This window comes from Streptomyces sp. NPDC003697 (assembly GCF_053587115.1).
Window position 1 is genome coordinate 171,310 of record NZ_JBSFNN010000001.1, and the last position, 25,373, is coordinate 196,682.

Consider the following 25,373-nt stretch of genomic DNA (forward strand, 5'->3'; position numbering starts at 1 on the left):
ACACGGCGCGGTGACCACTACCATCCGTGGGGTGACAGCGGGAGGCGAGTCGGTTCTCGAACTGCTGCCGATGGTCTTCGCCGACCCGGGTGAGGCCCTCGTGCGGGCAAGGGGGCTGCTGGCCGCCGCCCCGGCGCCGTCGCACGCCTCCGTGGCCCACCAGGTGATCGGCATCTGGCAGCGGGACTTCGGCGACATGCGGCTGGCGCTGCGGCATCTGCGGCGGGCGCGGGACCTGGCGGCGCGTGCGGAGTCCGCCGAGCGCGAGGCCGACGTGCTGGCCACGCTCGGGGTCGCGCTGGTGCACGCGGGAAGCACGCGCCGGGGTCTGGAGGCGTTCGACCGCGGTGTGGCGCGCGGGAGCGGCCACACCCGGGCGCGGGTGCTGTACCGGCGGGCGTACGTGTGGTGGGTGCTGGGCCGGCACCGTGAGGCCCTGGACGACGTGCGCCGGGCGATCCCGGTGCTGCGGCAGGCCGGCGACGTGATCTGGACGGCGCGGGCGCTCACGCTGCGCGCCACCGTGCACCTGGCGCTGGGCGCGGTGGAGCGGGCCGACGCCGACTTCACCGCCGCCCAGGCGCTGTGGGACACCACCGGCCAGGAGCACGACAAGGCCGACGCCGTGGAGAGCCGGGGCCTGGCCGCCTTCCGCTCCGGTGACATCCCGGCGGCGCTGCGCCTGCTCGACGAGGCCGGGGAGCGGTACGCCGAGCTGGGCACGCCGACGTTCATGCTGAACATCCGGCGCTGCGAGGTGCTGATGGCCGCCGGGCTCGCCCCGGAGGCGCTGGCCGAGGCGGACGCGGCGATCGCGGCCCTGGACGGCATCGGCGGCCAGTCCACGCGCAAGGCGGAACTGCTGCTCGCCGCCGCACGCGCCGCCCGGCTCGCGGACGACCCGCACACGGCGATCGCCCGCGCCGCGGCGGCCGTACGGCTGTTCGCCGGGCAGCGGCGGGCCTGGTGGGAGACGCACGCCCGGCTGGTGCTGATCGAGGCGCGGGTGGCGACCGGACGCCGTTCGGGACGGCTGGTCGCGGACGCGGCGAGGGTGGCCGAGCGGCTGGCCGCCGCGGGCTCGCCGGCCGCGCCGGAGGCGTCGCTGCTCGCGGGCCGGATCGCGCTGTCCCTCGGCTGGACGGCGGACGCGGAACGGCACCTGGCCGACGCCGCGCGCAGCCGTCACAGCGGGCCGCCGCCGGCCCGGGTGACGGGCTGGGTCGCGCAGGCGCTGCGGGCGCGGGCGGCCGGCTCGCGCCGGGGCGTGCTGGAGGCGTGCCGGCGCGGGCTGGACGTCCTCGACGAGCACCGCATGACGCTCGGGGCCTCGGAGCTGCGGGCGCGGGCCACCGCGCGGGGCGCGGAGCTGGCGGCGCTGGCCCAGCAGGCCAGTCTCGCCTCGGGTGAGCCGCGACGGCTGCTGGTGTGGAGCGAGCGCTGGCGGGCGACGGTGCTGTCCGCCCCGCCCACCCGGCCGCCCGCCGACCCGGCGCTGCTCAGCGGCCTGACCGCGTTCCGGGAGATCGCGGCCCGCGCGGAGGCCGCCCGGCAGGAGGGGCATCCGGTCCCGGCGCTGGAGCGGGAGCAGCGGCGCCTGGAGCGGGAGATCCGGTCCCGGACGCTGCACCTGCGCGGAGAGGCGCCCGGTGGCGGCGACCGCTTCGACCCGGCGCGGCTGCTGGAGCGGCTCGGCGAGGGGCGGCTGGTCGAACTCGCGGTCCTCGACGGGCGGGTGCATGTGCTGCTGTGCGGCGGGGGACGGGTGCGGCGGTTCGAGGCCGGGCGGCTGGCGGATGCGGTGAGCGAGGCCGAGTACGTGCAGGCCGGCCTGCGGCGCCTGGCCCACCCGGGCGCCGACGCGCGGCTGCCGGTGGTGGAGGCGGCGGGCCGCCGGCTGGAGGAGCTGCTGCTGGGCCCGGCCGCGCGTCATCTGGGCTCGGGTCCCCTCGTGATCGTGCCGCCGGGCTCGCTGCACCGGGTGCCGTGGGCGCTGCTGCCGTCGCTGCGGGAGCGGGTGGTCAGCGTGTCGCCGTCGGCGGGCAGCTGGCTGCGGGCCCTCGGGACGGAACCGCCGCCGGGCGGGCGGCAGGTGCTGGTGCGCGGGCCGGGACTGGCGACGCGCGGCGCGGAGGTGCCGGAACTGGCGGCCCGGTACGGTTCGCCGGTCGTCCTCGAGGACGGCGACGCGCACGCGGCGCGAGTGCTGCGCGAACTGGACGGGGCCGCGCTCGCGCACATCGCCGCGCACGGCGCCTTCCGCGCGGACAGCCCCCTGTTCTCGTCGCTGACGATGGCCGACGGCCCACTCATCGTGCACGACTTCGAACGGCTCGCCCGCAGTCCGTACCGGATCATCCTGTCCTGCTGCGACACCGCGCGGTTCGCGTCGGTGGGCGCCGACGAACTGCTCGGCCTGGTCACGGCGTTGCTGCCGCTGGGCACCGCCGGCGTGGTGGCGTGCAGCGCGCCCGTCAACGACGCGGCGGTGGTGCCGCTCATGCTCGCCCTGCACAAGGGCCTGGGCGCCGGCCTGTCCCTGGCCGAGGCCCTGCGGGACGCCCGGAGCGCCCTCCCGGACGACGCGGTGCACCTGGCCACGGGGTGGGCCTTCTCGGCGTTCGGGGCGGCCTAGAGGGACCGGTTGGGGCGGGTCCGGGGCGGGCCCCCGCCGGACCGGGACGGTCTCCCTCACCCGGCGCCGTGTCCGCCGCGGGGCTGAAGCCTGCTGCCGGACGGCGAGCGGGCGGGAGGCTGTGGTGAACGGCACCCGGCCAGGGCCGCCCGGCGGGGCCGCGCATGCCGGGGACGAGGTGGCCGGCCGCTAGGCTGAGGATGATGGTCGTCCGGACACGGTGCCGGTGTGGTGGCATCCGACGAGGCGCCCGGCCGGTTGGGTACGAGGGAGCGGGTAGAGCGGTGGCGCGGTTGGAGCTGGGGGCCGCGGTCTCGTTGGCGCGGGAGATCGCCGAGCAGGTCCTGGCGCCGGAGGCCGCCGCGGTGGACGCGGAGCAGCGCTGGCCGGCGCACGGCATGGCGGCGTTGCGGACCGCTCTGGGCGGGCTCGTCGTTCCCGCGGACTCCGGCGGCCTCGGGCACGGGCTGCTGGCGGTCGCACAGGTCGGTGAGACGACCGGGCGGGCCTGCGCGTCGACGTCCATCTGCTTCGGGATGCATCTGGTGGCGTCGGCGGTGATCGCGGCCAAGGCGGGCCCCCTGCACCAGGAACGCTATCTGGAGCCGATCGGCGCCGGCGAGCACCTGACGACCCTGGCGCTGTCCGAGCCGATGACGGGGGCCGAGTTCTGGCTGCCCCAGACCCGCATGGAGCGCAGCGGCTCCGACCGGCTGCTGCTGACCGGTGCGAAGAGCTTCGTCACCAACGCCGGGCACGCGGACTCCTACGTGGTGTCGACGGTCGCGGCCGGACCGGGCACTCCGCCCGGCCAGTTCTCCTGCACGGTGGTCGACGCCGGCACCCCCGGGCTCGTCTGGGGGGACTCCTGGCAGGGGTTCGGCATGCGCGGCAACTCCTCGCGCCGTCTGGAGCTGCCCGGGGTGGAGATCCCCGCCCGGTGCCTGCTCGGTGAGGAGGGCGACGAGATCTGGTACGTCTTCAACGTCGTCGCCCCCTACTTCCTGATGGCCATGGCCGGCACCTACCTCGGGGTCGCCGCGGCGGCGCTGGAGGAGACCCGCGCCCATCTGCTGCGGCGCAGGAGTGCGCGCGGGGGGCGGCCCGCCGCCGGCCAGCCGGTCGTCCAGCACCGGCTGGGCACGATGTGGGCCCGGGTGGAGCGAACCAGGCGGCTGATCTACCACGCCGCCGCCGAGGCGGAGGCCGGCGGACCCCAGGCCCTGCCGGGTCTGGCCTCGGCCAAGGCGGAGGTCGCCGATGCGGCCGAGGCCACCGTCAACGACGCCCTGACCCTGGTCGGCGGGGTCGGATACGCCGACCAGTCGCCGCTGCACCGCATGCTCCGGGACGCCCGCGCCGCGCACGTGATGTCCCCCGTCACGGACGTGCTGCGGGTGTGGACCGGCAGGGCGCTGCTGGACGAACCGCTGCTGGAGGGCTGACAGGTGGAGCACGCCCAGCCCCTGCTGCTGCTGGTGGACGTCCCCCACCGGACCGCCGCCGCCGTCGCCCGCGACCTGGGAGCCACGGCGGAGATCGTCGAGAGCACGGCCGACGACGTCCTGGCGTACGCGGGCGGAACGCCCGGTCAGCGCCGGCCCACGGTGGTGGTGCTGGGGGAGGCGGTGTCCGTGCCGGTGGGCGTGATCCACGCGTTGCGTCCCCATGCCGCGGACCTGGTGGTCGCCGTGCCGGCCACCCCCGCCACCCAGGACGAGCTCACCGTGCTCCCACTGCTGTTCTCCGACGACCTCGTCCGTCGTGTCCACCCCGACGGGGCACAGCCGCTGGCCGACACCGTTCGCGAACTGCTGGAGGCGCTGACCCGTCGTCGCGCGTACGCCGCGGCGCGGGCGGCGGCCCAGCAGCAGCTCTCCTCGGGCTTGTCGATCCACCGGCAGCTGGGGGAGCGTCTGCTGGGGCAGTTCCTGAACCAGGCCCCGATCGGCGCGCTCATGCTGGACGGTGACGCGGTGATCGCCTGGAACCGCCGGGCCGCCGACGTCCTGGAGCTGACGGAAGCGGACTCGCTGCGCCGCCCGATGACGGATCTGTTCCCCGCCGAGGAGCGCGTCGCGCTCGCCGGTCACCTTCTTTCCGCCTCCGAGCAGGGGCGGGCCGTCGAACCCGACGCGGTCTTCGAGCGCACCCGGGCCGACGGCACCGCCCAGGCCGTGCGCGTCGCCGCCCAGCAGGTGCTGGACCTCGAAGGACGGGGCCGCACCCTCGTCCTGACCGAGGACGTCACCGACCGTCTGCACGCGCAGCGCAAACTCGCCGAGCGCACCAGCCACGCCCTGCTCACCGCGGAGGTGGCCGCCGCGATGACGGCGCCGGGGCAGCTGCCCGAACGTCTGCGCCGGTGCGTGCGGGCCCTGACCGACCGCCTGGGCGCCGATCGCGCCTGCATCTGGACGCTGAGCGACCAGGGCGAACTGGCGCACACCACCTGCTCCGTCGCCGACCCCGTGCCGGGCGCCGTCTCCGCGTGCCCCCAGAACGAGCGCCCGCTGGTCGAAGGGGTCGTCGCCACCGGCCGTCCCTACTGGAACACCGCCGCCTCCCCGGGCCCGCACACCGGCCAGGAACGCGGCGAGGGCTCGTTCGCCGGCTATCCCCTGATCTCCGGGGAGGAACTGCTCGGCGTCCTGTCGCTCACCACCCGCCTCGCCCTGCCCGCCTCCACCCTGGTCACCCTGGCGAACGTCGCCGACCAGATAGCCGTCGGCACACAGCAGGACCGCCTCCTGGGCCGCCTGCGCCAGACCACCCGGGCCCTGGAGCGCCCCCTGCTGCCCCCGCACCTGCCCGCCCTGCCCGGCTTCGACCTCGCCGCACGCTACGCCCCCTACAGCGAAGGCCTGCACATCGGCGGCGACTTCTACGACGCCTTCACCGCCCCCGACGGCCGGCACATCCTGGTCCTGGGCGACGTGTGCGGCAAGGGTCCGCACGCCGCCGCCATCACCGGCCTGGTCCGTCACACCCTGTGGGCGGCCGCCCAGCACACCAGCCACCCCGGTCATGTCCTGAACCTCGTCAACAGCGCCCTGCGCCGCCAGAACACCCCCTTCTGCACCCTCGTGTACGCCGTCCTCGACTCCTCCCGCACTCCCGCCCGCCTGCAGATCACCTGCGCCGGCCACCCCGCGCCCCTGTTGCGCCGCGCGGACGGCCGCACCGCGCCCATGGACATCCGCGGCCCCCTGCTGGGCGTGCTGCCGGAACCGCACCATCCGGTGACTGAGCTGGAACTGCTGCCCGGCGACACCGTGCTGCTCTACACCGACGGATTCACCGAGGGAGCCGGCGCCCAGGACCAGCGGACCCCGGAGGACCTGGCCGACCTCGTCACCTCGCTCACCCGGGCCGGAGCCGGCACCTCCGCCGAAGGCCTCGTCGCCGCCCTGCTGGACGACGCGCACCGCTGGTGGGGTGAACGGCTGCGTGACGACCTCGCCGTCCTCGCCCTGGCCGCCTCGCCCGCGTCCCCCGGCACCAGGCCGGCCTGAGGGAGGCGGCGCACCGGAGCCCACCGGGCCGAACCGCGGCTCTCGGCTCCAGCCCCCGGCTCCCGGCTGCGGCCCCCGGCTCCGGGATGCAGCCCCAGGCCCCCGGCCACGGACTCCCGGGCCCCGGGCCTCGAGCCTCGAGCCTCGAGCCTCGAGCCCAGGCTGCCCGACCACCGGCTCCGGGCCCGGGCATCGGGCCCCGGGCCCCGGTGCTTCGGGCTTTCGGGCCCCGGGCGGACTGCTACAGCAGTCCTATGTGCAGCCGCAGGACGAGTCCCCGCGTCGCCGCCCGGATCTCGACCAGATCGCACAGCTGGTGCATGATCCAGACGCCCCGGCCGCCGGTCGGCGCGTGCGGGTCGGGCCGGCGGCGGCCCGTGAGGGGGTCGGCCAGCCGGCCCCGGTCACTGATCTCCGCGACGAAGGCGTCGCCGGCGCGCCACATGCGCAGGGTTCCGCGGCCTCCGCCGTGCCGCACGGAGTTGCTGGTCGCCTCGCTCACCGCGAGGAGCCAGTCCGTGCGGCGGACCGGCGGGAGGCCGGCGGCCGCTGCCCAGCGGTCGGCCTCGTCGCGCGTGTGCGGGAGGTCTTGCTCGCCGAACGGGACGACGACCGCGTCCGCCGGTTCGGGCAGCGGGGTGTCGCAGTCGCGGGAGACCTCGTGCGGATCGGTGTAGCCGGAGCTGGGACGGTAGGCCCCCGGGGCGCCGACGACCGGGTGGGTGCGGTGGGCCTGCGCCAGCATCTCCCCGGGCAGGGCGGTGTCGTAGGGGCACAGGATGCTGCCCCGGCGCCGCGCGAAGGCGAGGTTGATCAGCGCCTCGTGGCGGGTCGCCTCCCACGCCTCGGCGGCTGTGCGACCGACCCAGATCGGCTCCCCCACGATCGACACCGGCGCGGGGGCCTGCTCGTGGCGGTCGGCGAAGTCCTGCAGCATCGACAGGATGCGCCCCGGGTTGCGTCCCGCCTGGGTCATGTCCACCCACGTGACGTGCCTGCCGCTGTCACCGAGGACGTCCCGCAGCAGCGCCAGGCGCGGGCCGGGCACGGCCACCAGCACGGGGTGCGCGTCGTCCACCGCCTCCCGGACGAACGTCCCCACGCCGGCCAGGTACTCGTCGTCGGTGCGGTAGAACAGTGCCGGGTGGAAGAAGGAGTCCGGCCGGCCGGTCCCGGGCGCTCCGGTGTTCTTTGTCATCGCTCCTCGACCTCCACGGAGGAGCCCAGCTCGGGGAACAGCTCCAGCAGCCGCCGCAGGGACGGGGGCGCCCGGCGGACCCGCAGCGGGGTGCCGTCGGGCCGTCCCGCTGCCGCGTCGGCCAGGGCGGCCAGGGAAGCGGCGTCCAGGTGACGCAGGGCCGACAGGTCGAGGTCCACCCGCGGTACCGGCGTGTTTCTGACGGCGGCGGCCGCGGCGCGGACGACGTGCCGCGTGTCGTAGCCCGCCGAACCGGACATGCGCAGGCCGGGACGGTCGGCCAGCGGCACCACCCGCAGCGCCGACGCGCCGACAGGATCTCCGCGATGGGTCAGGTGGGCGCCCGCCATGACGTCCACGAACGCGTCGGGCAGCAGGCGGCGGTCGTAGAAGCACCATGCCGTCAGGGGCAGCCGTGCGAAGACCTCGTGGTGGATGCGCAACTCGTACTCCAGCAGGCGGTCGGCGCCGGCGACGTCCCGCGCGCCCCAGGACAACTCGCCGATCGCCCTGAGCCCCCGGTGTCCCCGGGCGGACGCGGCCTCCACGGCGTCGTGCCACAGCCCGATCATCGCGTCGGGGTCGAAGGCGGCACCCGCGAGATACGTCTGCGCGGCCGTCTGCACGGACAGCTGCCCGCGCGTCACCGCGGCCGCCGTGTCGATCCCCGCGTCGGTGAGCGTGCGCAGCACCCGCCCGGGGTCGGTGGTGTCGGCGAAGTACATGACCCGTTCGTCCCGCTCCAGGCCGCCGCGGACGAAGGCGCACAGGTGTTGGGCCCACGTCCGGTCGTCGGAGAAGACGGCGCCGGCATGGCGTCCCGCCGTTTCCCGTACAGGGGGCGCGACCGCCCCCTGTGTCATCGCCACGCTGCTCGCCGCCCGTCCGATCCGGCCGTCCCGTTGATGGCGGCCGCGCTCCTGCCCGGCCATCACCCCCCAGGCTACCGCCCGGCCGGCTGCGGGCCGCACGGCGGCGGACGGGGCGAAGGGGCATGGCCGGGGTGGGCCACCCGCCCCCCGCTCCTCCGGCCGCTCCCCCGGTGGCCGGTGGGCAGGCGGCGGGTCGGGCCGTACGGGGCCGACCCACCGTGTTGCGCTCGTCAGCGCGGTGTGGGCGCTCCGCGCGCGGGAGGGTGCAGGGGGGCGCGCGGAAAGGTGGTCTGTGGCGCGCGGGAAGGTGGCCTTGGGCATGAACGGAAGGTGGCCGTGGGCGCGACGGTGGACGGTGCCGGCGCGGGCGGGCTGGGCGGTGGAGGTGCCCCGGCGGAGGGGCGGCCGCCGGCCACTCCCCTCCGAGCGGCCGGCGGCCCACGGGTGCGACGACAGCGGACGGACAGCGCCCACTCGGCCGGGGTGAGCCCCAACTTCGTCGCGCTGTCCGTCAGTTCGCGCCACACCTACGGCACAACGGGTACCCGTCCGGCGGCGCGTCGCACCGCCTCCTCGGCGCCGCCCTCGAGCCCGGCCCGGTTCCGCGCCCGCGGCCCGGCCACCGCCAAGGCCTCGTGGCCGACGTCGGCGTCGCCTGGACGGCGGCCGTGCGGTGGCCCGGCCCACCCGCGGTCAGCTGGTGGCGGCCGGCCGCTGCGGGCGGCGTCCGCCGTCGTCCGCGCCCCCGTCGGCCGGCGTCGCACCATCACGGGTGAGGCCGATTGACAGGTGGGCGGTGCGCGCCGAGGGTGGCCGGGGCAGCGGGTGGACCGGTCCGACAAGGGGTTTCCATGGTGGACACGCTGGGCGTCGCGGTCGTCGGGTTCGGATGGATGGGCCGGGTGCACACCCGGGCGTACGCCCGGGTCCGGCACCACTATCCGCACCTCCCCCTGCGCCCGGAGCTGGTGACCGTGGCCGAGGAGGTGCCGGACCGCGCCGAGGAGGCCGCCGCGCAGTTCGGCTTCGCCTCCACCACCCGCGACTGGCGCGAGGTGGCGGCCGACCCCCGGGTGCGGGCGGTCAGCGTCACCGCCCCCAACCACCTGCACCGCGAGATCGGCGTCGCCCTGGCGGAGGCCGGCAAGCACCTCTGGATCGAGAAGCCGGTGGGGCTGACGCCGGCGGACGCCCGCGCGGTCGCGGACGCCGTGGCGGAGGCGGGCGTGCAGGGGGCGGTCGGCTTCAACTACCGCAACGCGCCCGCCGTGGAGGCCGCGCGCGACCTGATCGCCTCGGGCGGGATCGGCACGGTCACGCATGTGCGGATCCGGCTGTTCAGCGACTACGCGGCCCATCCCGACGGTGCGCTGACCTGGCGGTACGAGCGGCGGCGCGGCGGCAGCGGCGTGCTGGGCGACCTGGCCTCGCACGGCGCGGACCTGGCCCGTTTCCTGCTGGGCGACATCACGTCCGTGGTGGCCGACACGGCCGTCTTCGTCCCGCAGCGGGCGCGCCCGGCCGGCGCCACCGCCGGTCACACGCTGGCCTCCGGCGGCGAGCCGGGCCGGGTCGAGAACGAGGACTACGTCGGCTGTCTGCTGCGCTTCGCCTCGGGCGCCCGGGGGGTGCTGGAGGCCTGCCGGACGTCGGTCGGCGAGCAGAACAACTACGGCTTCGAGGTGCACGGCACCCGGGGCGCGGTGTTCTGGGACTTCCGCCGCCTCGGCGAGCTCGGCGTCAGCCGTGGCACGGCCTACCAGGACCAGCCCGTCAGCACGGTGCTGGTGGGCCCCGGACACGGCGAGTTCGCCGCGTTCCAGCCGGGCGCGGGCAACGCCATGGGGTTCGACGACCTGAAGGTGATCGAGGCGTGCCGCTTCCTCCGCTCGATCGCCGAGGGCACCCCGTACGGAGCCACGCTCCAGGACGCCGTGCGCAGCGCGGCCGTGCTGGACGCGATGGCCCGCTCGTCGCGGAGCGGGACCTGGGTGGACGTGTCCGCGACCTGACCGCCGCGCCGACGCCGGCAGGGGCGGGCCGCCGGGCGCACCGGGTCAGCCCCCCGGTTCCGCCGCCGCCAGTAGCGCCTGCTCGCGTGCGGTCTGGACCGCCGCCGACAGGGTGGCGACGTCGTAGGCACCGTGGTGGCGGCGGCCGTTGACGAAGAACGTCGGGGTGCCGGAGACTCCGCTCAGATCGGCCGACTCCACGTCCTCGGCGACGTGGTCCGCGCCGACGTGGTCGCGCAGGTCCCGGTGGAAGCGGTCGACGTCGAGTCCGACCCGCTCGGCGTGCCGGAGCAGGCTGTTCGGCCCCAGATCGGTCTGGGGGGCGATGAGGACGTCGTGCAGGTCCCAGAAGCGGTCCTGGCGGTCGGCGGCCTCGGCCGCCTCGGCGGCCAGCTGGGCGTTGGGGTGCACGTCGGTCAGCGGCAGATGCCGCCAGACGTAGCGGACGTCGTCGCCGAAGCGGGCCAGCACGTCCCGCACGACCTGCTCGGCCAGGCCGCAGTACGGGCACTCGTAGTCGCCGTACTCGACGAGGGTCACCGGCGCGTCGACCGGGCCGCGGACGTGGTCGCGTGCGGGGTCGACGGGCTCGCTGAGGTCGACGATGACGCTTCCCTGTCCCAGCAGGGCGCGGGCCCGGCGGCGGGGCGGCAGCAGGGCGAGCACGCGGGTGACCAGCCAGGTGAGGAGGAAGGAGCCGACGACGGCGCCCAGAATGCCGATCTTCGCCTCCTCCAGCCGGGCGCCGTGGAAGGCGAGGGTGGCGATCAGCAGGGACACCGTGAAGCCCGCCCCGGCCAGGGTGCCGGCCGCCGTGACGGCGCCCCAGCCCAGCGGCGGGCGCAGCCGCCCCCGGCTGAGCCGCGTCGCGGCCCAGGTGGCGCCGACGACGCCGACCGGCTTGCCCACCAGGTAGCCGAGCAGGATACCCAGGGTGACCGGTGAGGTGAGGGCGTCCGCGAGGAGGCCGGGGCTGATCGTGAGTCCGGCGTTGGCGAGCGCGAACAGGGGCACGACGACGTAGCTGGTCCAGGGGTGGAACATGCGCTGCAGCCGCTCGTTGGGCGAGAGCGAAAAGGCGAGGCCGCGGCGCAGGAGGAGCTCCAGCTCGGGGGTCGGCTGCTCGCGGAAGCTGCGGAAGAGCCGGGTGACGCGTTCCAGTGCGTGCCGCTGGGGCGGATGGGCGTAGAAGAGCAGGCCCATGACCAGCCCGGCGACCACCGGATCCACGCCGGAACGCAGCAGGGCGCCCCACAGGGCCACGGCGGGGACCGCGTACGCGGCCAGGGTTCGCACTCCGGCCGCGCGCAGGGCGAGCAGGGCGGCGAGGACGCCGAGCGCGGTCAGCAGCGCCGGGACGTAGAGCTGTCCCGAGTAGACGAAGGCGATGACGACGAGGGCGAGGAAGTCGTCGGCGACCGCGAGGCCGAGCACGAAGACGCGCAGGCCTCTGGGCAGGCGGTGGCCGAAAACGGCGAGGAAGCCGAGGGCGAAGGCCGTGTCGGTGGACATGGCCGTGCCCCAGCCGTGTGCGGAGCCGTGTCCGGCGTTGACGGCGAGATAGAGCGCGGCCGAGACGGCCATCCCCGCGGTCCCGGCGATGGCCGACAGCGCGAGCCGGCGGCGTTCTCGCAGTTCGCCCATGTCGAGTTCGCGGCGGGCCTCCAGACCGACGACGAAGAAGAACAGCGCCATCAGCCCGCTGTTGACCCACTCCCGCAGCCCCAGGGACACCCCCGTCGAGCCGACGGTGAGCGCCAGCCGCGTGCGCCACCAGGACTCGTACGTGCCGGGCGAGGCGTTGGCCCACACGAGTGCGGCGACCGCGGCCGCCAGCAGCACCGCGGCGCTGCCCGTCTCGGTGCGCAGGAAGGCGAGCAGCGGGCCGCGCGCTTCCGTGCCGGAGTCGGTCTGCTCGGTCATCGCCGGCGGCCGGGCCGGCGGCGGCTGTGGCTGGGACACCTGGTGCGTCCTCCCGGTCTGCGGTGGCTGCCGGAGCGGGGCACCGGCACCTCGGGGGGCGGAGCACGGCGTTCGTCACCTGGCCGAGGGCCACGCGGACGGGCTGAACGGCGACGGGGACACGCACCGCACGCCGCGCCGCCCCTGCGGGGGCGAGGCCCCGCCTCCGCGGCGGGGCCCTACGCGCCCCGCCAGACGTTCGCGAAGGCCGCGTTCTCGATGGCGCGCCGCCGGCGCACGGCCGCCAGCTCCGCCACCGCGTCGTGCACGGTGGCCACCACGGTGAGCTCCGCCTCCTCCATGGGGCCCGGGTCGAACGTGTCCCCCTCCTCGCGTACCCCGATCGCCGCCGCGAGCGCCACGACGACCGGGTCGTCCGCGGCCCAGCGGGCCATGGCCCGCCGCCGCGTCTCGGTGTCGCCGAGCACCCGGTGGCCGCCGCTCAGCGGCAGCCAGCGGCTGCGGCGCCAGGTGATCTGTCCCTCCCTCTCCAGGGTGGCCAGGTACCGCGCCGACAGGCCGAGGCCCCGGCGCCACAGCCAGTCCTCCAGCGACTCGTGCGGCGCCACGGGCTTCAGGGACGCGGCGGCCTCGTCCAGCAGGGGGTCGTCCAGCCCGGTCCGGAGCCGGGGCACGACGTGGCCGTCCTCCAGACCGATCACCTCGCCGCGCAGCAGGTCGACGGCCTCGGCCCCGGCCAGGGCGAGCGAGAGGTCGCCCGGCTGCAGGGGCCGCACCGGCAGGACGTCCAGGGCGACGATCAGCAGATCGCGCGGTGTGCTCATGGGGATCCCCTCGACGGCACGGGTCACGGCCGGCGCCCGGCGCTCGCCCCGGGGGGCTACGGCGGGCCGGAACACTCACTACCCATCGTGCACCACCGGGGTCCGGATTTCGTCAGGCGCCGCAGGATCTCAGGAACCTGCGGGTGCGCGCGGCGACGGGCAGCGGCCGCTCCGGCTCGCACGGGTACATGTCCTGCTCGACGATCGCGAACAGGTCCACGCCGAGTGCCTGCGCGGCGGTCAGGACCGGTTCCAGCGCGGGGACGCCGGTCGGTGGTTCGCACATCACCCCGCGCTGCACGGCCGGGCCGAACGGGACACCGTTCGCCACCACGTCGGCGAGGACGTCCGGGTCGACCTGCTTCAGGTGCAGGTAGCCGATGCGCTCGCCGTAGGTCTCGATGAGTTCGACGCTGTCGCCGCCGCAGTAGGCGTAGTGCCCGGTGTCCAGGCAGAGGCCGACCAGGTCGGGGTCGGTGGAGTCGAGGAAGCGCTCGACGTGGACCTGGGTGTCGAGGTGGGTGTCGGCGTGCGGGTGGACGACGATGTCCAGGCCGTAGGCCTCCTTCACCTCGCGGCCGAGCCGTTCCATGCCGGTCGTCAGGTGCGCCCACTGCTCGGCCGTCAGCTCCGGCGGCTCGAGGAGCTCCGCGGTCCTGTCGTCGCGCCAGAAGGAGGGGATGACGACGAGGTGCCGGGCGCCCATGGCCCGGGTGAGTGCGGCGACCCGGCCGACGTGCTCCCAGGTTGCCTCCCACACGGCCGGGCCGCGGTGCAGTGCGGTGAAGACCGTGCCGGCCGAGACCTTCAGGTTCCGCCGGTCCACCTCGTCGGTGAGGCGGGCCGGGTCGGTCGGCAGGTACCCGTAGGGGCCCAGTTCGATCCAGGAGTAGCCGGCCTGGGCGACCTCGTCGAGGAAGCGCTGCCAGGGCACCTGCCGGGGGTCGTCGGGGAACCACACGCCCCAGGAGTCGGGGGCCGAGCCGACCCGGATGCGGTCGAGCACAGGGGTCACGTCAGGGGGTCCCTTCGCTGGAGGGGGCGCCTTCGCCGGAGGGGGGCGCCACAGGCGGGGCGGGGTCCTCGCCGGGGAGCCCGCCGACGTCGGCGCCGTGCACCTGGGCGAGCTCGTGCCTGAGGGCGGCGAGTTCCGCGCCGCCGGCCATGTGATGGGTCAGCTCCTCCAGGCTCACCTCGCCTCGGTCGGCGCTGAGTTCGACCGTGCCCAGACGCAGCACGCTGAAGTGGTCGCCCACCAGGTAGGCGTGGTGGGGGTTGTGGGTGATGAGGACGACGGCGAGGCCGCGGTCGCGGGCGGCGGCGATGTACCGCAGCACGACCCCGGACTGTTTGACGCCGAGCGCGGCGGTCGGCTCGTCCAGGACGAGGACGCGGGCGCCGAAGTGAACGGCGCGGGCGATCGCGACGCACTGGCGCTGACCGCCGGAGAGGGTGCCGATGGGCTGCTCCAGGTCGTCGAGGACGATGCCCATGGCGCGCAGCTCCGCGTCCGCGGTCCGCTTCATGCGCGCGATGTCCAGGCGGCGCACGGGCCGGGGGCCGCGGGTCAGCTCGGAGCCGAGGAAGAAGTTGCGCCAGACGGGCATCAGCGGCACGGTGGCCAGGTCCTGGTAGACGGCGGCGATGCCGCGGTCGAGCGCCTCGCGCGGGCCGGTGAACCGCACCGGCCGGCCGTCGACGAGGAGTTCGCCCTCGGTGTGCTGGTGCAGCCCCGAGATGATCTTGATGAGGGTGGACTTGCCGGCGCCGTTGTCGCCGAGCACGCAGGCCACCTTCCCGGCGTGCACGGCGAGGTCGACGCCGTGCAGGGCGCGGAGGTCGCGGTAGGACTTGCCGGCCCCGCGCAGCTCGACCACGGGCCGGCCGGGGGCGGAGGCGTCGGCGGGGAGGGGGCCGTCGGCCGCGGTTCCGTTGCGGGTCACGGGGGTCACCTCCGGGTGGCCGTGCGCCGGACCCACAGGTTGACCAGGACGGCGCCGAGCAGCATCGCACCGAGGAAGGCCTTGAACCAGTCGGCATTCCAGCCGGCGTAGACGATCCCCTGGTTCACCAGGCCGAACATGAAGGCGCCGAAGACCGGTCCGATCGCGGACCCGTGGCCGCCGGTGAGCAGGCAGCCGCCGATCACGGCGGCGGCGATGTAGATGAGCTCCTGCCCGACGCCCTCGCCGGACTGCACGGTGTTGAAGGCGAAGAGCTGGTGCATACCGACGAACCAGGCGCCGAACCCGACCAGCACGAACAGCGAGATCTTGGTGAAGGTCACCCGGACGCCGACAGCGCGGGCGCTGTCCTTGTCGCCGCCCACGGCGAAGATCCAGTTGCCGTACCGGGTGCGCAGCAGCACCCAGGTGGCGAGCGCCGCGAACAGCAGCCACCAGACGACGGTGATCTGCACCTCGGTCCCGCCGACGTCGAACGACGAGGCGAAGACCGCCTTGGCCTGGTCGAAGCCGTCCATCGCGCTGATGTCGTCGGTGGCCACGTTGCGGGTGATCTGCGCGGTCACCGCGAGGTTGACGCCCTGGAGGATCAGGAAGCTGCCGAGTGTGACGAGGAAGCTCGGCAGCCCGGTCCTCACCAGCACCCAGCCGTTGAACGCGCCGATCCCGAGGGAGACCGCCAGCGCGACGACGACGCCGGTCCACACGTTCAGGGTGAGCTGGTAGCTCAGCATGCTGGCGGTCAGTGCCGAGGTGACGACGGCGACGCCGGCCGACAGGTCGAACTCGCCGCCGATCATCAGCAGCGCCACGGGCAGCGCCATGATCCCGATGGTCGAGGACTGGTAGAGGATCGTCGCCATCGAGTCGCCCTGGCGGACCGAGGGCGCGACGGCGAGGAAGAAGACGAGCACGGCAACGGCACCGAGGAGGACGCCGACCTCCGGCCGCGCGAGCAGGCGCAGCGCCAGGGGGCGTCGCGGAGTGCGGCCGCCGGTCCGCCCGGGTCCGGGGGCCGGCGTGGTGCCCACCGCCGGCGCGGTCTGCTGGGTCATCCGCGTCACCGGGTGCCCTTCGCGGCGAACGCGGCCACCTTGTCGACGTTGGACGCGTCGACGAAGGCAGGTCCGGTCAGCACCGGCTGCTCGCCGCCGCCGCTGTAGTTGCCGTTGGTCCGGTAGAGCCACAGCGCGTCGACGGCCAGGTACCCCTGGAGGTAGGGCTGCTGGTCGACGGCGAACTGGATGGTGCCTTTCCGGATGGCTCCGGTCAGGTTCCGGTTCAGGTCGAAGGTGGCGATCTTCGCCCTGCTGCCGGCGTCGCCCACCGACTGCACCGCGGTCAGCGCGAACGGGGCGCCGAGGGTGACGACGTAGTCGATGCCGGCGTCCTGCTTGAGCTTGGCCGTGATGGTCGACTTCACCGACGGCATGTCGGTGCCGTTGACGTAGAGGTTCTCCAGGGCGCCCCGGAACGTCTTCTTCACCCCGTCGCAGCGCTGGGTCAGGCCGATGTTGCCCTGTTCCTGGATCACGCAGACGGCCTTCTTGGAGCCGACCTCGTTGAGCTTCCTGCCGAACGCCTCGCCCGCCACGGTCTCGTCCTGCCCGAAGAACTCCGTCAGGCCGAGCCGCTTCCAGTCGCTGAGGCCGGAGTTGAGGCCCACGACGGGTATGCCCGCGCTCGTCGCCCTGCTCACGACGCCCCTGAGGGCGTCCGGCTTGGCCAGGGTGACCGCGATGCCGTCGACCTTCTGGTCGACCGCGTTGCGCACGTAGCCGGCCTGGTTGCCGGCGTTGGGGTCGGCGGAGTAGACGAGCTTGATGTTGTCCTTGGCGGCGGCGGCCTCGGCGCCCTTGCGGACGATGTCCCAGAAGGTGTCGCCGGGTGCCTGGTGCGTGACCAGCGCGACCGTCATCCTGGGCGTGGTGGCCCTGCCCGCGGAGGCGCCGCCCCCGCCCTCCTCGGCCTTCTTGCCGCCGGAGCCGCTGGAGCAGCCGGCCAGGGTCAGGGCCGCCGCCGCGGCCGCGGCCACGACGGGGGCGAATGTGCGGGAGCGAGAAGAGCGGTCCATCTTTCCGGCACCTCACTGTGCGACAGGGGAACGACGGGACGGGAGACCGCGGCGAGCGCGAGGGTCCCGGGCCCGGTCTGCTCGGGTCCGGGTCGTGTGCCGTGGGTGCGGCTGTGGTGCTGGGACCGGATCAAATCCCCTGACGCGCCCGCTGTCAATACTTTGTTAGGACATCATTTCACTAGCTGGTCATAATGTAAGTACAAAGCATTGACAGTGCGGACGCTGGGCTCTACACCTGAGATGCGGCAGGCCTCGGGGACGGCGTGCCCACCGTCGCAGGAGCCCTCGAGGACCGCACCCCGCACTTCTCCAGGAGCGTCGCGCATGGCCGAGCCAGTCCCGTCCGCACCGTCCTTCGACCTGATCACCATGGGCCGCATCGGGGTCGATCTCTACCCCCTGCAGTCCGGCGTACCCCTGGCCGAGGTGGAGACCTTCGGCAGGTTCCTCGGCGGATCGGCCGCCAACGTCGCGGTCGCCGCCGCCCGCCTGGGCCGCGCCGCCGCGATCATCACCCGCACGGGCGATGACCCGTTCGGGGCCTTCCTGCACCGGGCGCTGAAGGAGTTCGGGGTCGACGACCGCTTCGTGACGCCGGTCGGCGCCCACCCGACCCCCGTCACCTTCTGCGAGATCTTCCCGCCGGACGACTTCCCGCTGTACTTCTACCGCCGGCCCAAGGCGCCGGACCTGGAGATCCGTCCCGAGGAGCTGGACCTCGACGCCGTCCGCGCCGCCCGGATCTTCTGGATCACCGGCACCGGCCTGAGCGAGGAGCCGAGCCGCTCCGCCACCCTCGCCGCCGTCACGGCCCGCGCCGGGGCGGGCACCACCGTCTTCGACCTCGACTGGCGCCCGATGTTCTGGACCGACCCCGGCACGGCGCGCCCGCACTACGCCGAGGCGCTGCGGCACGCCACCGTGGCGGTCGGCAACCTGGACGAGTGCGAGATCGCCACCGGCGTCCGCGAGCCCGCGGCCTGCGCCGAGGCGCTGCTCGCGGCGGGCGTGGAACTGGCCGTCGTCAAGCAGGGCCGGCGGGGCGTGCTGGCGGTGCACCGGGACGGCACCCGGGCCGAGGTGCCGGCGGTTCGCGTGGAGGTCGTCAACGGCCTCGGCGCCGGCGACGCCTTCGGCGGTGCGCTGTGCCACGGGCTGCTGTCCGGCTGGGACCTGACGACGACCGTGCGGTACGCCAACGCCGCCGGCGCCCTCGTCGCCTCCCGCCTCTCCTGCTCCTCCGCGATGCCCACCGGCGCGGAGGTCGACGACCTCCTCGCGCGCGCCACCGCCTGAACGGAGCCCCGACTTGACCCTGCGCATCCCCGACCTCACCGCGGTCAGGGCCACGTGCCCCCAGGCAGTCGCGGAGGCTGCCGCCCGCCGGGTGCGGCGCCCGCTGATCGGCCCGGGCGGGCGCCTGCTGATCGTGGCCGCCGACCATCCGGCGCGCGGCGCGCTGGCCGTCGGGGGCCGCGGACTCGCCATGGCCAACCGCGCCGACCTGCTGCGGCGGCTGTGCCTCGCGCTGTCGCGGCCCGGCGTCGACGGGGTGCTCGCCACCGCGGACATCCTGGAGGACCTGCTGCTGCTCGGGGTGCTGGACGGCAAGGTCGTCGTGGGTTCCATGAACCGCGGGGGCCTCGAGGGCGCCGCCTTCGAGATGGACGACCGCTTCACCGGCCACCGCCCCCGCGACCTCGCCCGGCTCCGCTTCGACGCGGGCAAGCTGCTGCTGCGCATCGACTTCGGCGACCGCGGCTCGCTCGCCACCCTGGAATCGGCCGCCCGCGCGATCGACGAGATGGCCGAGCTGCGGCTGCCGGTGTTCGTCGAGCCGTTCGTCTCCCGCCGCGTGGACGGCCGGGTCCGCAACGACCTGTCCGCAGAGGCCGTCATCCGCTCCATCGCCGTCGCCTCGGGCCTGGGCGGCACCTCCGCGTACACCTGGCTGAAGCTGCCCGTCACCGAGGACCCCGACGACATGGCCGAGGTCCTGCAGACCTCCACGCTGCCGGCGGTGCTGCTCGGCGGCGAGGTCGGCGACGATCAGGAGGGCGCCTACGAGCGGTGGCGCAAGGCGCTCAGGCTCCCCACCGTCCAGGGCATGATCGTCGGCCGCTCCCTGCTATATCCGGCCGAGGGCAGCGTGGAGGCGGCCGTGGACACGGCCGTGGGCCTGCTGTGACACCCGTCCTGACGAAGTCGGTCGTGACGGCACCCGTCGTGACGGCGCCCGTCCTGACGGCGCCCGTGCTGACGGCGCCCGCCCGGACGGCGTTCGCGGTGAGTCGTCCGATCCGAGACGGATCCGGTCCGGGAGGAGGCCCGTTCCAGAGGAGGTCCGTCGTGAGACGGCCGGCTGTGAGGACGTCCGTTGCCGAGGAGGCACCCCGATGACCAGCTCGCCCAGTTCGTCCAGCTCGTACCACCTGCCCGCCGGCAAGGCGTCCGGCGGGTCCTGTGCCGTGGACGTCACCCCCGGGTCCGCCGGCTGGGACCACACCGCGCTGCGGGTCCTGCACCTGCCGCCGGGGGGCTCGCACACCTTCGACACCGGCGACACCGAGTGGATCGTGCTGCCGCTGAGCGGAAGCTGCACGGTGGGCTGCGCCGACGACTTCGGCCACAGCGCCTTCCGGCTCACCGGCCGGGAGAGCGTGTTCACGGCCGTCAGCGACTTCGCCTACGTGCCGCGCGACGCCCGGACGACCCTGTCCAGCGACGGAGGCGGACGGTTCGCGCTCACCGGTGCGCGCTGCGACCGCCGCCTGCGCGCCCGCTACGGCCCCGCCGCGGACGTGCCGGTAGAACTGCGCGGCACCGGCGGCTGCAGCCGCCAGGTCAACAACTTCGCCGCCGCCGGCGTGTTCGAGTGCGACCGGCTCATCGCCGTGGAAGTGATCACCCCGGGCGGCAACTGGTCCTCCTTCCCGCCGCACAAGCACGACGAGCACCGGCCCGGCGAGGAGTCCGTCCTGGAGGAGATCTACTACTTCGAGTTCGCCGCCCACGACGGCACGCCCGGCCTCGGCTACCAGCGGGTCTTCCCGTCCGGGCGGGGCGTGGGGACGGATCTGCTGGCCGAGGTGCGCGACGGCGACGTCGTGCTCGTCCCGGACGGCTGGCACGGGCCGTCGATGGCCGTGCCCGGCCACCACATGTACTACCTCAACGTGATGGCCGGCCCCGACGCCGAACGCGCCTGGCTGATCCGCGACCACCCCGACCACGCCTGGATCCGCGACACGTGGCCGGGGCAGCCCGTCGACCCGCGCCTGCCCCTGTACACCGCGCCGTCCGCCGCTTCCACCCCGTCGTCCCCGTGAGAGGTCCCCGATGAACCAGCCGAGCGAGCCGGGCCGGCCGAGCGAGCCGGGCGGAACCAACGAGCCGCGTCGGCAGAGCGAGCCGGACCGGCCGGACGAGCCGGGGCGGTCCGGCCGGCCGCGCCCGCCGGCCGTCCGTCTGACCGTCGCGCAGGCGCTGGTGCGCTTCCTCGCCGCCCAGTACACGGAACGCGACGGAACCAGGCAGCGGCTGATCGCCGGTACCTGGGGCGTCTTCGGCCACGGCAACGTGGCGGGCGTCGGCCAGGCACTGGTCGAGGCGGGCGGGAACGTGATGCCGTACCACCAGGGACGCAACGAGCAGGCGATGGTGCACGCGGCGGTCGGGTACGCCCGCGAACGGGGCCGCCTGTCGACGATGGCGGTGACCACCTCCATCGGCCCGGGCGCCACCAACCTGGTCACCGGGGCGGCCCTGGCGACCGTCAACCGTCTGCCGGTGCTGCTCCTGCCGGGTGACTACTTCGCCGCGCACCCCGCCGATCCGCTGCTGCAACAGCTCGAACACCCGGTGGAGGCGGACGTGTCGGTGAACGACACGCTGCGCCCGGTCTCCCGCTGGTTCGACCGGATCACCCGCCCCGAGGCCCTGGTCTCCTCCGCGCTGCACGCGATGCGCGTCCTGACCGACCCGGCCGAGACCGGCGCCGTCACCCTCGCGCTGCCGCAGGACGTGCAGGCGGAGGCGTACGACTGGCCCGCGGAGTTCTTCGCCGAGCGGGTCTGGCGCGTCCGGCGCCCCGCCCCCGACCCGGCGGAACTCGCCGACGCCGTACGATCCGTCCGCGCCGCCGCCCGGCCGCTGATCGTCGCCGGGGGCGGCGTCCACCACAGCGCCGCCGAGGACGCGCTGCGGGCCCTGGCCGATGCCACCGGCATCCCCGTCGCCTCGACCCAGGCGGGCAAGGGATCGCTGCGCCACGACCACCCCGCCGACCTCGGCGGCATCGGGCACACCGGCACCGCGGTCGCCGACGACATGGCCCGCACCGCGGACCTGGTGATCGGCGTGGGCACCCGGTACACCGACTTCACCACGGCCTCCGGCACCCTGTTCCGGCGACCGGACGTCCGCTTCGTCAACCTCAACATCACCGCCTTCGACGCGCACAAGATGGCCGCGCGCACCCTGGTGGCCGACGCCCGGGCCGGACTGGAGGCGCTCACCGAGGCGCTGGCCGGTCACCGCGTCGGCGCCGCCTACGAGGCGGAGTACCGAGCGGGCAGGGAACGCTGGGAGCGGGTGGTCGAGGCCGCGTACCGGGCCGACGACGGCAGCGCCGTGCCGACCCAGACGCAGGTCCTCGGCGCGCTGGATGCGGTCGTCGGCGACGACGACGTGGTCGTCAACGCGGCCGGCTCCCTCCCCGGCGAACTGCACAAACTGTGGCGGGCCCGCTCGCCGCGCCAGTACCACCTGGAGTACGGCTACTCCTGCATGGGCTACGAGATCCCGGCCGCGATCGGCGTCCAGCAGGCCGCGCCGGAGAAGGTGGTCTGGGCCCTGGTCGGTGACGGCACCTATCTCATGATGCCGACGGAGATCGTCACCGCCGTCCAGGAGGGCCTGCCCGTCAACCTGGTGCTGATCCAGAACCACGGCTACGCCTCCATCGGCGGCCTGTCGGAGTCGGTGGGCGCCGAACGCTTCGGCACCGCCTACCGCCACCGGGCCGCCGACGGCACCTTCACCGGCCCGCCGCTCCCCGTCGACCTCGCGGCGAACGCGGGCAGTCTCGGCATGGACGTGCTGCGCGCCAAGACGGTGCGCGAGCTGCGGGAGGCGCTCGCCGCGGCCCGGGCCTCCGAGCGCCCCGTCTGCGTGTACGTCGAGACGGACACGGGGGACCGGGCGCCGGCCGCTCCCCCGGCCGAGGCGTGGTGGGACGTGCCGGTGGCCGAGACGGCCACCCGGGAGGCCGCCGTCCGGGCGCGCGCGGAGTACGACCGGCACGCCGCCGAGCGCCGGCGGCATCTGTGACGCCGGGCCGCGCGTGCCGACCAGGCCGGGCGCCCGTCGCGGTGCCCGGCCCGGACCGTGACCGGTCCCGGCGGCCCGCCCCGGGCCGTGGACCGGATCCCGGAGACGGCGAAGGGGGCGCGGCAGATCGCTCTGCCACGGCCCCTTCGGCACTGACTCGCGCTGTCACGAGTCGGGACGACAGGATGTGAACCTGCGACCCCTTGGCCCCCAGGAGTGCCGGACGCGAGCGCGCTCTGCCTCCCCGACTCGATCCACTCGATCCACGCGCGCGAATGCTCCTATCGAGGGAGGCGCAGTGCCCGCCCGGAGCCGATGCCTTTGTCGGCCCACCGGCTGTGCCGTCCGTCAAGTGCCCCATGTCCGGCGAAGGCGGTTTCCAGCACTTCGCGCAAGGGGAGACGTTGACCCTCCCGGTAGACGTGCGTGTAGGCCGTCTCCCCGAGCGTCTGACGTACCTGTTCCACGGCTCGCCGACGGTGAGCGGCCATATGAGCGAATCCGAAATGCCGGGGAACGCCGGAGGGTTTCCACACGCGGTCCACAGCTCCGAGCACAAGTGCTGCCGAACGGGCGTCGCCCTGCGAGGCAAGCAGCCAAGCAAGAGTGTCGCTCAGTACCGCCTCTCCCATGCGCTCCTCGATTTCCTCCACGAGCCGGAGGGCACACCGCAGAAGACCGAGGGCCTCCGGGAACTCCCCGGCTTCTCCGTGGACGACGGCGAGGATCCACAGCAGGTAGCACCGATGCCATGTGTCACCGCGCGTGGCGGAGATGGCGAGGGCTTCCTCCAGCAGGGAAAGGGCCCGCGTGCGATCTCCTTGCATCACCGCGGCGAGACCGAGTTGAGCGAGACACTGGGGCTGCGTCAGCAGCATCGTCGCCCACCGCCCGGCGGCCAGTGAGGACAGCGCGTAGGTGGAAGCCTGCGGGATGTCCTGTTCGATGAGGGCCGCCAGCCCGCGCAGTTGAAGGAAGGCGGCGGCAAGCTCGGTCCGCTCCCCTTCGTCCGCCGTCATGTCCGGCAGGCCGGGTGAGGCGGACAGGTCTGCCAGCGGTTGGTCAACCATGTCGATCACTCGGGCGGCGTTGTCGCGGTCGCCGTGCATCAGCAGCAGGAAGCCGGCGACCCATGCGGCCCGGCACCAGGAGAGGACCGCTCCCGGCGACTCGGACGGGCATGGGTGACGGTCGATGATCACCTGCATCCAGTGAGCGCCTTCGCCCACCCTGCCCGACGTCAGACAGTGCAGCCAGAAGCCCTGAGCCGCACGCAGGACAGCTTCGGCGGGCTCCCCGGCCGGCGGGACCGCAGTGACGATCTGTCGCAGGTTGGGGTGCTCGGGACGCAACCGCCGCAACCAGTTGGCCTGCTCGGCGGAGCCGTAGGCGGCTCCCGCCCGCGCCGCGAGGTCGAGGAAGTAGGCACGGTGGCGGCGCACGGCATTCTGCGCGTGGTCGTTCTCCCTGAGACGCTCCAGCCCGTAGGCGCGGACCGTCTCAAGCATGTGGAGCCGGGTGTGACCGCCCACGTCCACCCTGCTGACGAGGGACTTGTCCACGAGTCCGGACAGGGTCGCGAAGGCGTCGACAGCACGGTCGCCGACCGGAGCCCGCGTTCCGTGCGGGAAAGTGGCCCCGCAGAGCTGCTCGGCATCAGTCAGCAGCACTCCCCCGGCACACAGCGACAGCTGTTGCCAGGCGGCCCGTTCGTCATCGGTGCACAGGTCCCAACTCCAGTCGAACAGCGCACGCAGTGCGCGGTGTCGCGGATGCGCGGTGCGCTCACCGCCTCCCGGACCCAGCAGGCGAAACCGGTGCTCGATCCGCTGGGCGAGTTCCTCCAGCGTCAGCGTGCGCAGCCGGCGTGCGGCGATCTCCAGAGCCAGGGGCAGGCCGTCCAGCATGCGGCATACCTGAATGACCGCCGTCTGGTTGGTGCTGGTCACCCGGAATCCGGGACAAGCGGCCTCGGCTCGGTCTGTGAAGAGGGTGACGGCTGGGGATTCCGGACGGATCCGCCCTGTGGCGTCCTCCCGCCTCCGGTCCCCGTCGCTCACAAGGGGAACGTCCAGGGGCATCACCCGCAGCACATGCTCTTCGCCGATGTCGAGGGGCTGACGGCTGGTGGCGATGACGCGGAGTCGCGGCAGCAGGGCCAGCAGCGTTCGAACGGTCCGGGCACACCCGTCCAGCAGATGCTCGCAGTTGTCGAGGAGCAGAAGCACCCTGCGTCCCTGCAACGCAGTGGCAAGCTCGCGCAACGGATCCTGTTCGGCCGAGACTTGGAGACCGAATGCCGCGGTGACTGTCGCGGCCACGGATTGGCCGGGGTGGAGATCGGCCAACTCCACGCAGTGGACGCCGTCCTCGAAGCGATGTGCCACGTCTCGGGTCAGGCGTTGGGCCAGCCGGGTCTTGCCCACACCTCCAACTCCGACGAGCGTGACGAGGCGGCAGCGTTCGATCAGCGCGCTGCCCGCGACGAGCTCGGGTGTCCGGCCGACGAAGCTCGTCGCCTGCTCCATGCTGGGCCCGACAGGAGCCCGGGGGGCGGGCAGGGCGCCCGTCTCGCCCGCCTGGACGAAGCTGCTCTCGCTGATCCGACGGCGCCACCCGCGTCCGGCTGTCTCCTGGAGCCCGGCTGCCAGATCGGAGATCTCCCGGCCGATGGCAGGCAGCCGCTCGGCGTTGCCGGGTGCCTGCGCCTTCAGCGCTCGAGCGACGGCCGCGCTGTCCTCGACACCGGGGAGCCGGTTGTGTTTGGTGCCGGGAAGCAACTGCCCGCGTCCGCGGAGCCAGTACGACAGCAGGGGCCCGTCGATGGGGGCGCGCGCCGCCCACCCCGGTGTGTCCCGCTCCTGCTCCAGCACCCTGACCAACGTCTTGCGCATCGGTCGGCCCTTCGACACCGCACCGTTCACGCACGCGGCCCATGCGTCGAGCGCCCGCACGAGGCTGTGCGCGAGGTACTCGAAGCAGTCTTCTTCCCCCGTCGTCAACTCCCGCTACCGCCTGTCGT

Annotated in this window: 17 protein-coding genes; 8 read left to right on the plus strand and 9 right to left on the minus strand. The window is 74.4% G+C overall.

Going from position 1 to position 25,373, the window contains the following annotated elements:
* Positions 1–31 precede the first annotated feature (31 nt).
* From ACWDNY_RS00745 to ACWDNY_RS00755, 3 genes are all read left to right on the plus strand, one after another.
* Entirely contained in the window at positions 32–2,635 is a 2,604-nt protein-coding gene (locus tag ACWDNY_RS00745) for a CHAT domain-containing protein (protein WP_451643503.1), read from the plus strand.
* A gap of 284 nt (positions 2,636–2,919) precedes the next feature.
* On the plus strand, positions 2,920–4,080 hold the full coding sequence (locus tag ACWDNY_RS00750) for an acyl-CoA dehydrogenase family protein (RefSeq protein WP_451643504.1): 1,161 nt from the start codon (positions 2,920–2,922) through the stop codon (positions 4,078–4,080).
* Between the two features lie 3 nt (positions 4,081–4,083).
* Positions 4,084–6,150 (plus strand): SpoIIE family protein phosphatase, encoded by a 2,067-nt coding sequence (locus ACWDNY_RS00755; protein WP_451643505.1) that lies wholly within the window; start codon positions 4,084–4,086, stop codon positions 6,148–6,150.
* 241 nt (positions 6,151–6,391) lie between these two features.
* Here ACWDNY_RS00755 and ACWDNY_RS00760 read toward each other — a convergent pair whose 3' ends face one another.
* Positions 6,392–7,348 carry an anti-sigma factor RsbA family regulatory protein gene (locus ACWDNY_RS00760; protein WP_451643506.1) on the minus strand — a complete coding sequence of 319 codons (957 nt, stop codon included), beginning with the start codon at positions 7,346–7,348 and terminating at the stop codon, positions 6,392–6,394.
* Positions 7,345–8,280, minus strand: a complete 936-nt coding sequence (locus ACWDNY_RS00765) for an MEDS domain-containing protein (RefSeq protein ID WP_451643507.1) — start codon at positions 8,278–8,280, stop codon at positions 7,345–7,347. The genes ACWDNY_RS00760 and ACWDNY_RS00765 overlap by 4 nt, the downstream gene beginning before the upstream one ends.
* Before the next feature lie 791 nt (positions 8,281–9,071).
* On the opposite strand from ACWDNY_RS00765, the gene ACWDNY_RS00770 reads away from it, so the two are divergent.
* Positions 9,072–10,232, plus strand: a complete 1,161-nt coding sequence (locus tag ACWDNY_RS00770; RefSeq protein WP_451643508.1) for a Gfo/Idh/MocA family protein — start codon at positions 9,072–9,074, stop codon at positions 10,230–10,232.
* Between the two features lie 45 nt (positions 10,233–10,277).
* On the opposite strand, the gene nhaA is transcribed toward ACWDNY_RS00770, so the two are convergent.
* From nhaA to ACWDNY_RS00800, 6 genes are all read right to left on the minus strand, one after another.
* A complete protein-coding gene (nhaA, locus tag ACWDNY_RS00775; RefSeq protein ID WP_451643535.1) occupies positions 10,278–12,155 on the minus strand; it encodes a Na+/H+ antiporter NhaA in 1,878 nt (625 codons plus the stop codon).
* A 218-nt stretch (positions 12,156–12,373) separates the two neighbouring features.
* Positions 12,374–12,979 carry a GOLPH3/VPS74 family protein gene (locus ACWDNY_RS00780; protein WP_451643509.1) on the minus strand — a complete coding sequence of 202 codons (606 nt, stop codon included), beginning with the start codon at positions 12,977–12,979 and terminating at the stop codon, positions 12,374–12,376.
* A 112-nt stretch (positions 12,980–13,091) separates the two neighbouring features.
* Complete coding sequence (locus ACWDNY_RS00785) at positions 13,092–13,994, minus strand: sugar phosphate isomerase/epimerase family protein (protein ID WP_451643510.1); 903 nt, start codon at positions 13,992–13,994, stop codon at positions 13,092–13,094.
* A 1-nt stretch (position 13,995) separates the two neighbouring features.
* A complete protein-coding gene (locus tag ACWDNY_RS00790) occupies positions 13,996–14,922 on the minus strand; it encodes an ATP-binding cassette domain-containing protein (protein WP_451643511.1) in 927 nt (308 codons plus the stop codon).
* A gap of 5 nt (positions 14,923–14,927) precedes the next feature.
* A complete protein-coding gene (locus ACWDNY_RS00795; protein ID WP_451643512.1) occupies positions 14,928–15,998 on the minus strand; it encodes an ABC transporter permease in 1,071 nt (356 codons plus the stop codon).
* Positions 15,999–16,003: 5 nt separating this feature from the next.
* Positions 16,004–17,017: a sugar ABC transporter substrate-binding protein gene (locus tag ACWDNY_RS00800; protein ID WP_451643513.1), complete on the minus strand. Its 1,014-nt coding sequence runs from the start codon at positions 17,015–17,017 to the stop codon at positions 16,004–16,006.
* A 327-nt stretch (positions 17,018–17,344) separates the two neighbouring features.
* Here ACWDNY_RS00800 and iolC point away from each other — a divergent pair, with 327 nt between their 5' ends.
* The 4 genes from iolC to iolD all read left to right on the plus strand — a co-directional run bounded on the left by iolC (position 17,345) and on the right by iolD (position 22,351).
* Positions 17,345–18,316: a 5-dehydro-2-deoxygluconokinase gene (gene iolC / locus ACWDNY_RS00805; RefSeq protein ID WP_451643514.1), complete on the plus strand. Its 972-nt coding sequence runs from the start codon at positions 17,345–17,347 to the stop codon at positions 18,314–18,316.
* A 13-nt stretch (positions 18,317–18,329) separates the two neighbouring features.
* Positions 18,330–19,208 carry a Cgl0159 family (beta/alpha)8-fold protein gene (locus ACWDNY_RS00810; protein WP_451643515.1) on the plus strand — a complete coding sequence of 293 codons (879 nt, stop codon included), beginning with the start codon at positions 18,330–18,332 and terminating at the stop codon, positions 19,206–19,208.
* A 208-nt stretch (positions 19,209–19,416) separates the two neighbouring features.
* Entirely contained in the window at positions 19,417–20,349 is a 933-nt protein-coding gene (gene iolB / locus ACWDNY_RS00815) for a 5-deoxy-glucuronate isomerase (protein WP_451643516.1), read from the plus strand.
* 10 nt (positions 20,350–20,359) lie between these two features.
* Positions 20,360–22,351 (plus strand): 3D-(3,5/4)-trihydroxycyclohexane-1,2-dione acylhydrolase (decyclizing), encoded by a 1,992-nt coding sequence (iolD, locus tag ACWDNY_RS00820; protein ID WP_451643517.1) that lies wholly within the window; start codon positions 20,360–20,362, stop codon positions 22,349–22,351.
* A gap of 281 nt (positions 22,352–22,632) precedes the next feature.
* Here the strand turns inward: iolD and ACWDNY_RS00825 are convergent, their stop codons facing one another.
* Positions 22,633–25,353 carry an ATP-binding protein gene (locus tag ACWDNY_RS00825; RefSeq protein WP_451643518.1) on the minus strand — a complete coding sequence of 907 codons (2,721 nt, stop codon included), beginning with the start codon at positions 25,351–25,353 and terminating at the stop codon, positions 22,633–22,635.
* Positions 25,354–25,373: the final 20 nt, after the last annotated feature.

Coding starts and splice junctions, on each gene's coding strand:
- ACWDNY_RS00770 (WP_451643508.1), top strand. CDS start 9,072: ATGGTGGACACGCTGGGCGTCGCGGTCGTCGGGTTCGGATGGATGGGC.
- ACWDNY_RS00780 (WP_451643509.1), bottom strand. CDS start 12,979: ATGAGCACACCGCGCGATCTGCTGATCGTCGCCCTGGACGTCCTGCCG.
- ACWDNY_RS00765 (WP_451643507.1), bottom strand. CDS start 8,280: ATGGCCGGGCAGGAGCGCGGCCGCCATCAACGGGACGGCCGGATCGGA.
- nhaA (WP_451643535.1), bottom strand. CDS start 12,155: ATGACCGAGCAGACCGACTCCGGCACGGAAGCGCGCGGCCCGCTGCTC.
- iolB (WP_451643516.1), top strand. CDS start 19,417: ATGACCAGCTCGCCCAGTTCGTCCAGCTCGTACCACCTGCCCGCCGGC.
- iolD (WP_451643517.1), top strand. CDS start 20,360: ATGAACCAGCCGAGCGAGCCGGGCCGGCCGAGCGAGCCGGGCGGAACC.
- iolC (WP_451643514.1), top strand. CDS start 17,345: ATGGCCGAGCCAGTCCCGTCCGCACCGTCCTTCGACCTGATCACCATG.
- ACWDNY_RS00795 (WP_451643512.1), bottom strand. CDS start 15,998: ATGACCCAGCAGACCGCGCCGGCGGTGGGCACCACGCCGGCCCCCGGA.
- ACWDNY_RS00800 (WP_451643513.1), bottom strand. CDS start 17,017: ATGGACCGCTCTTCTCGCTCCCGCACATTCGCCCCCGTCGTGGCCGCG.
- ACWDNY_RS00760 (WP_451643506.1), bottom strand. CDS start 7,348: ATGACAAAGAACACCGGAGCGCCCGGGACCGGCCGGCCGGACTCCTTC.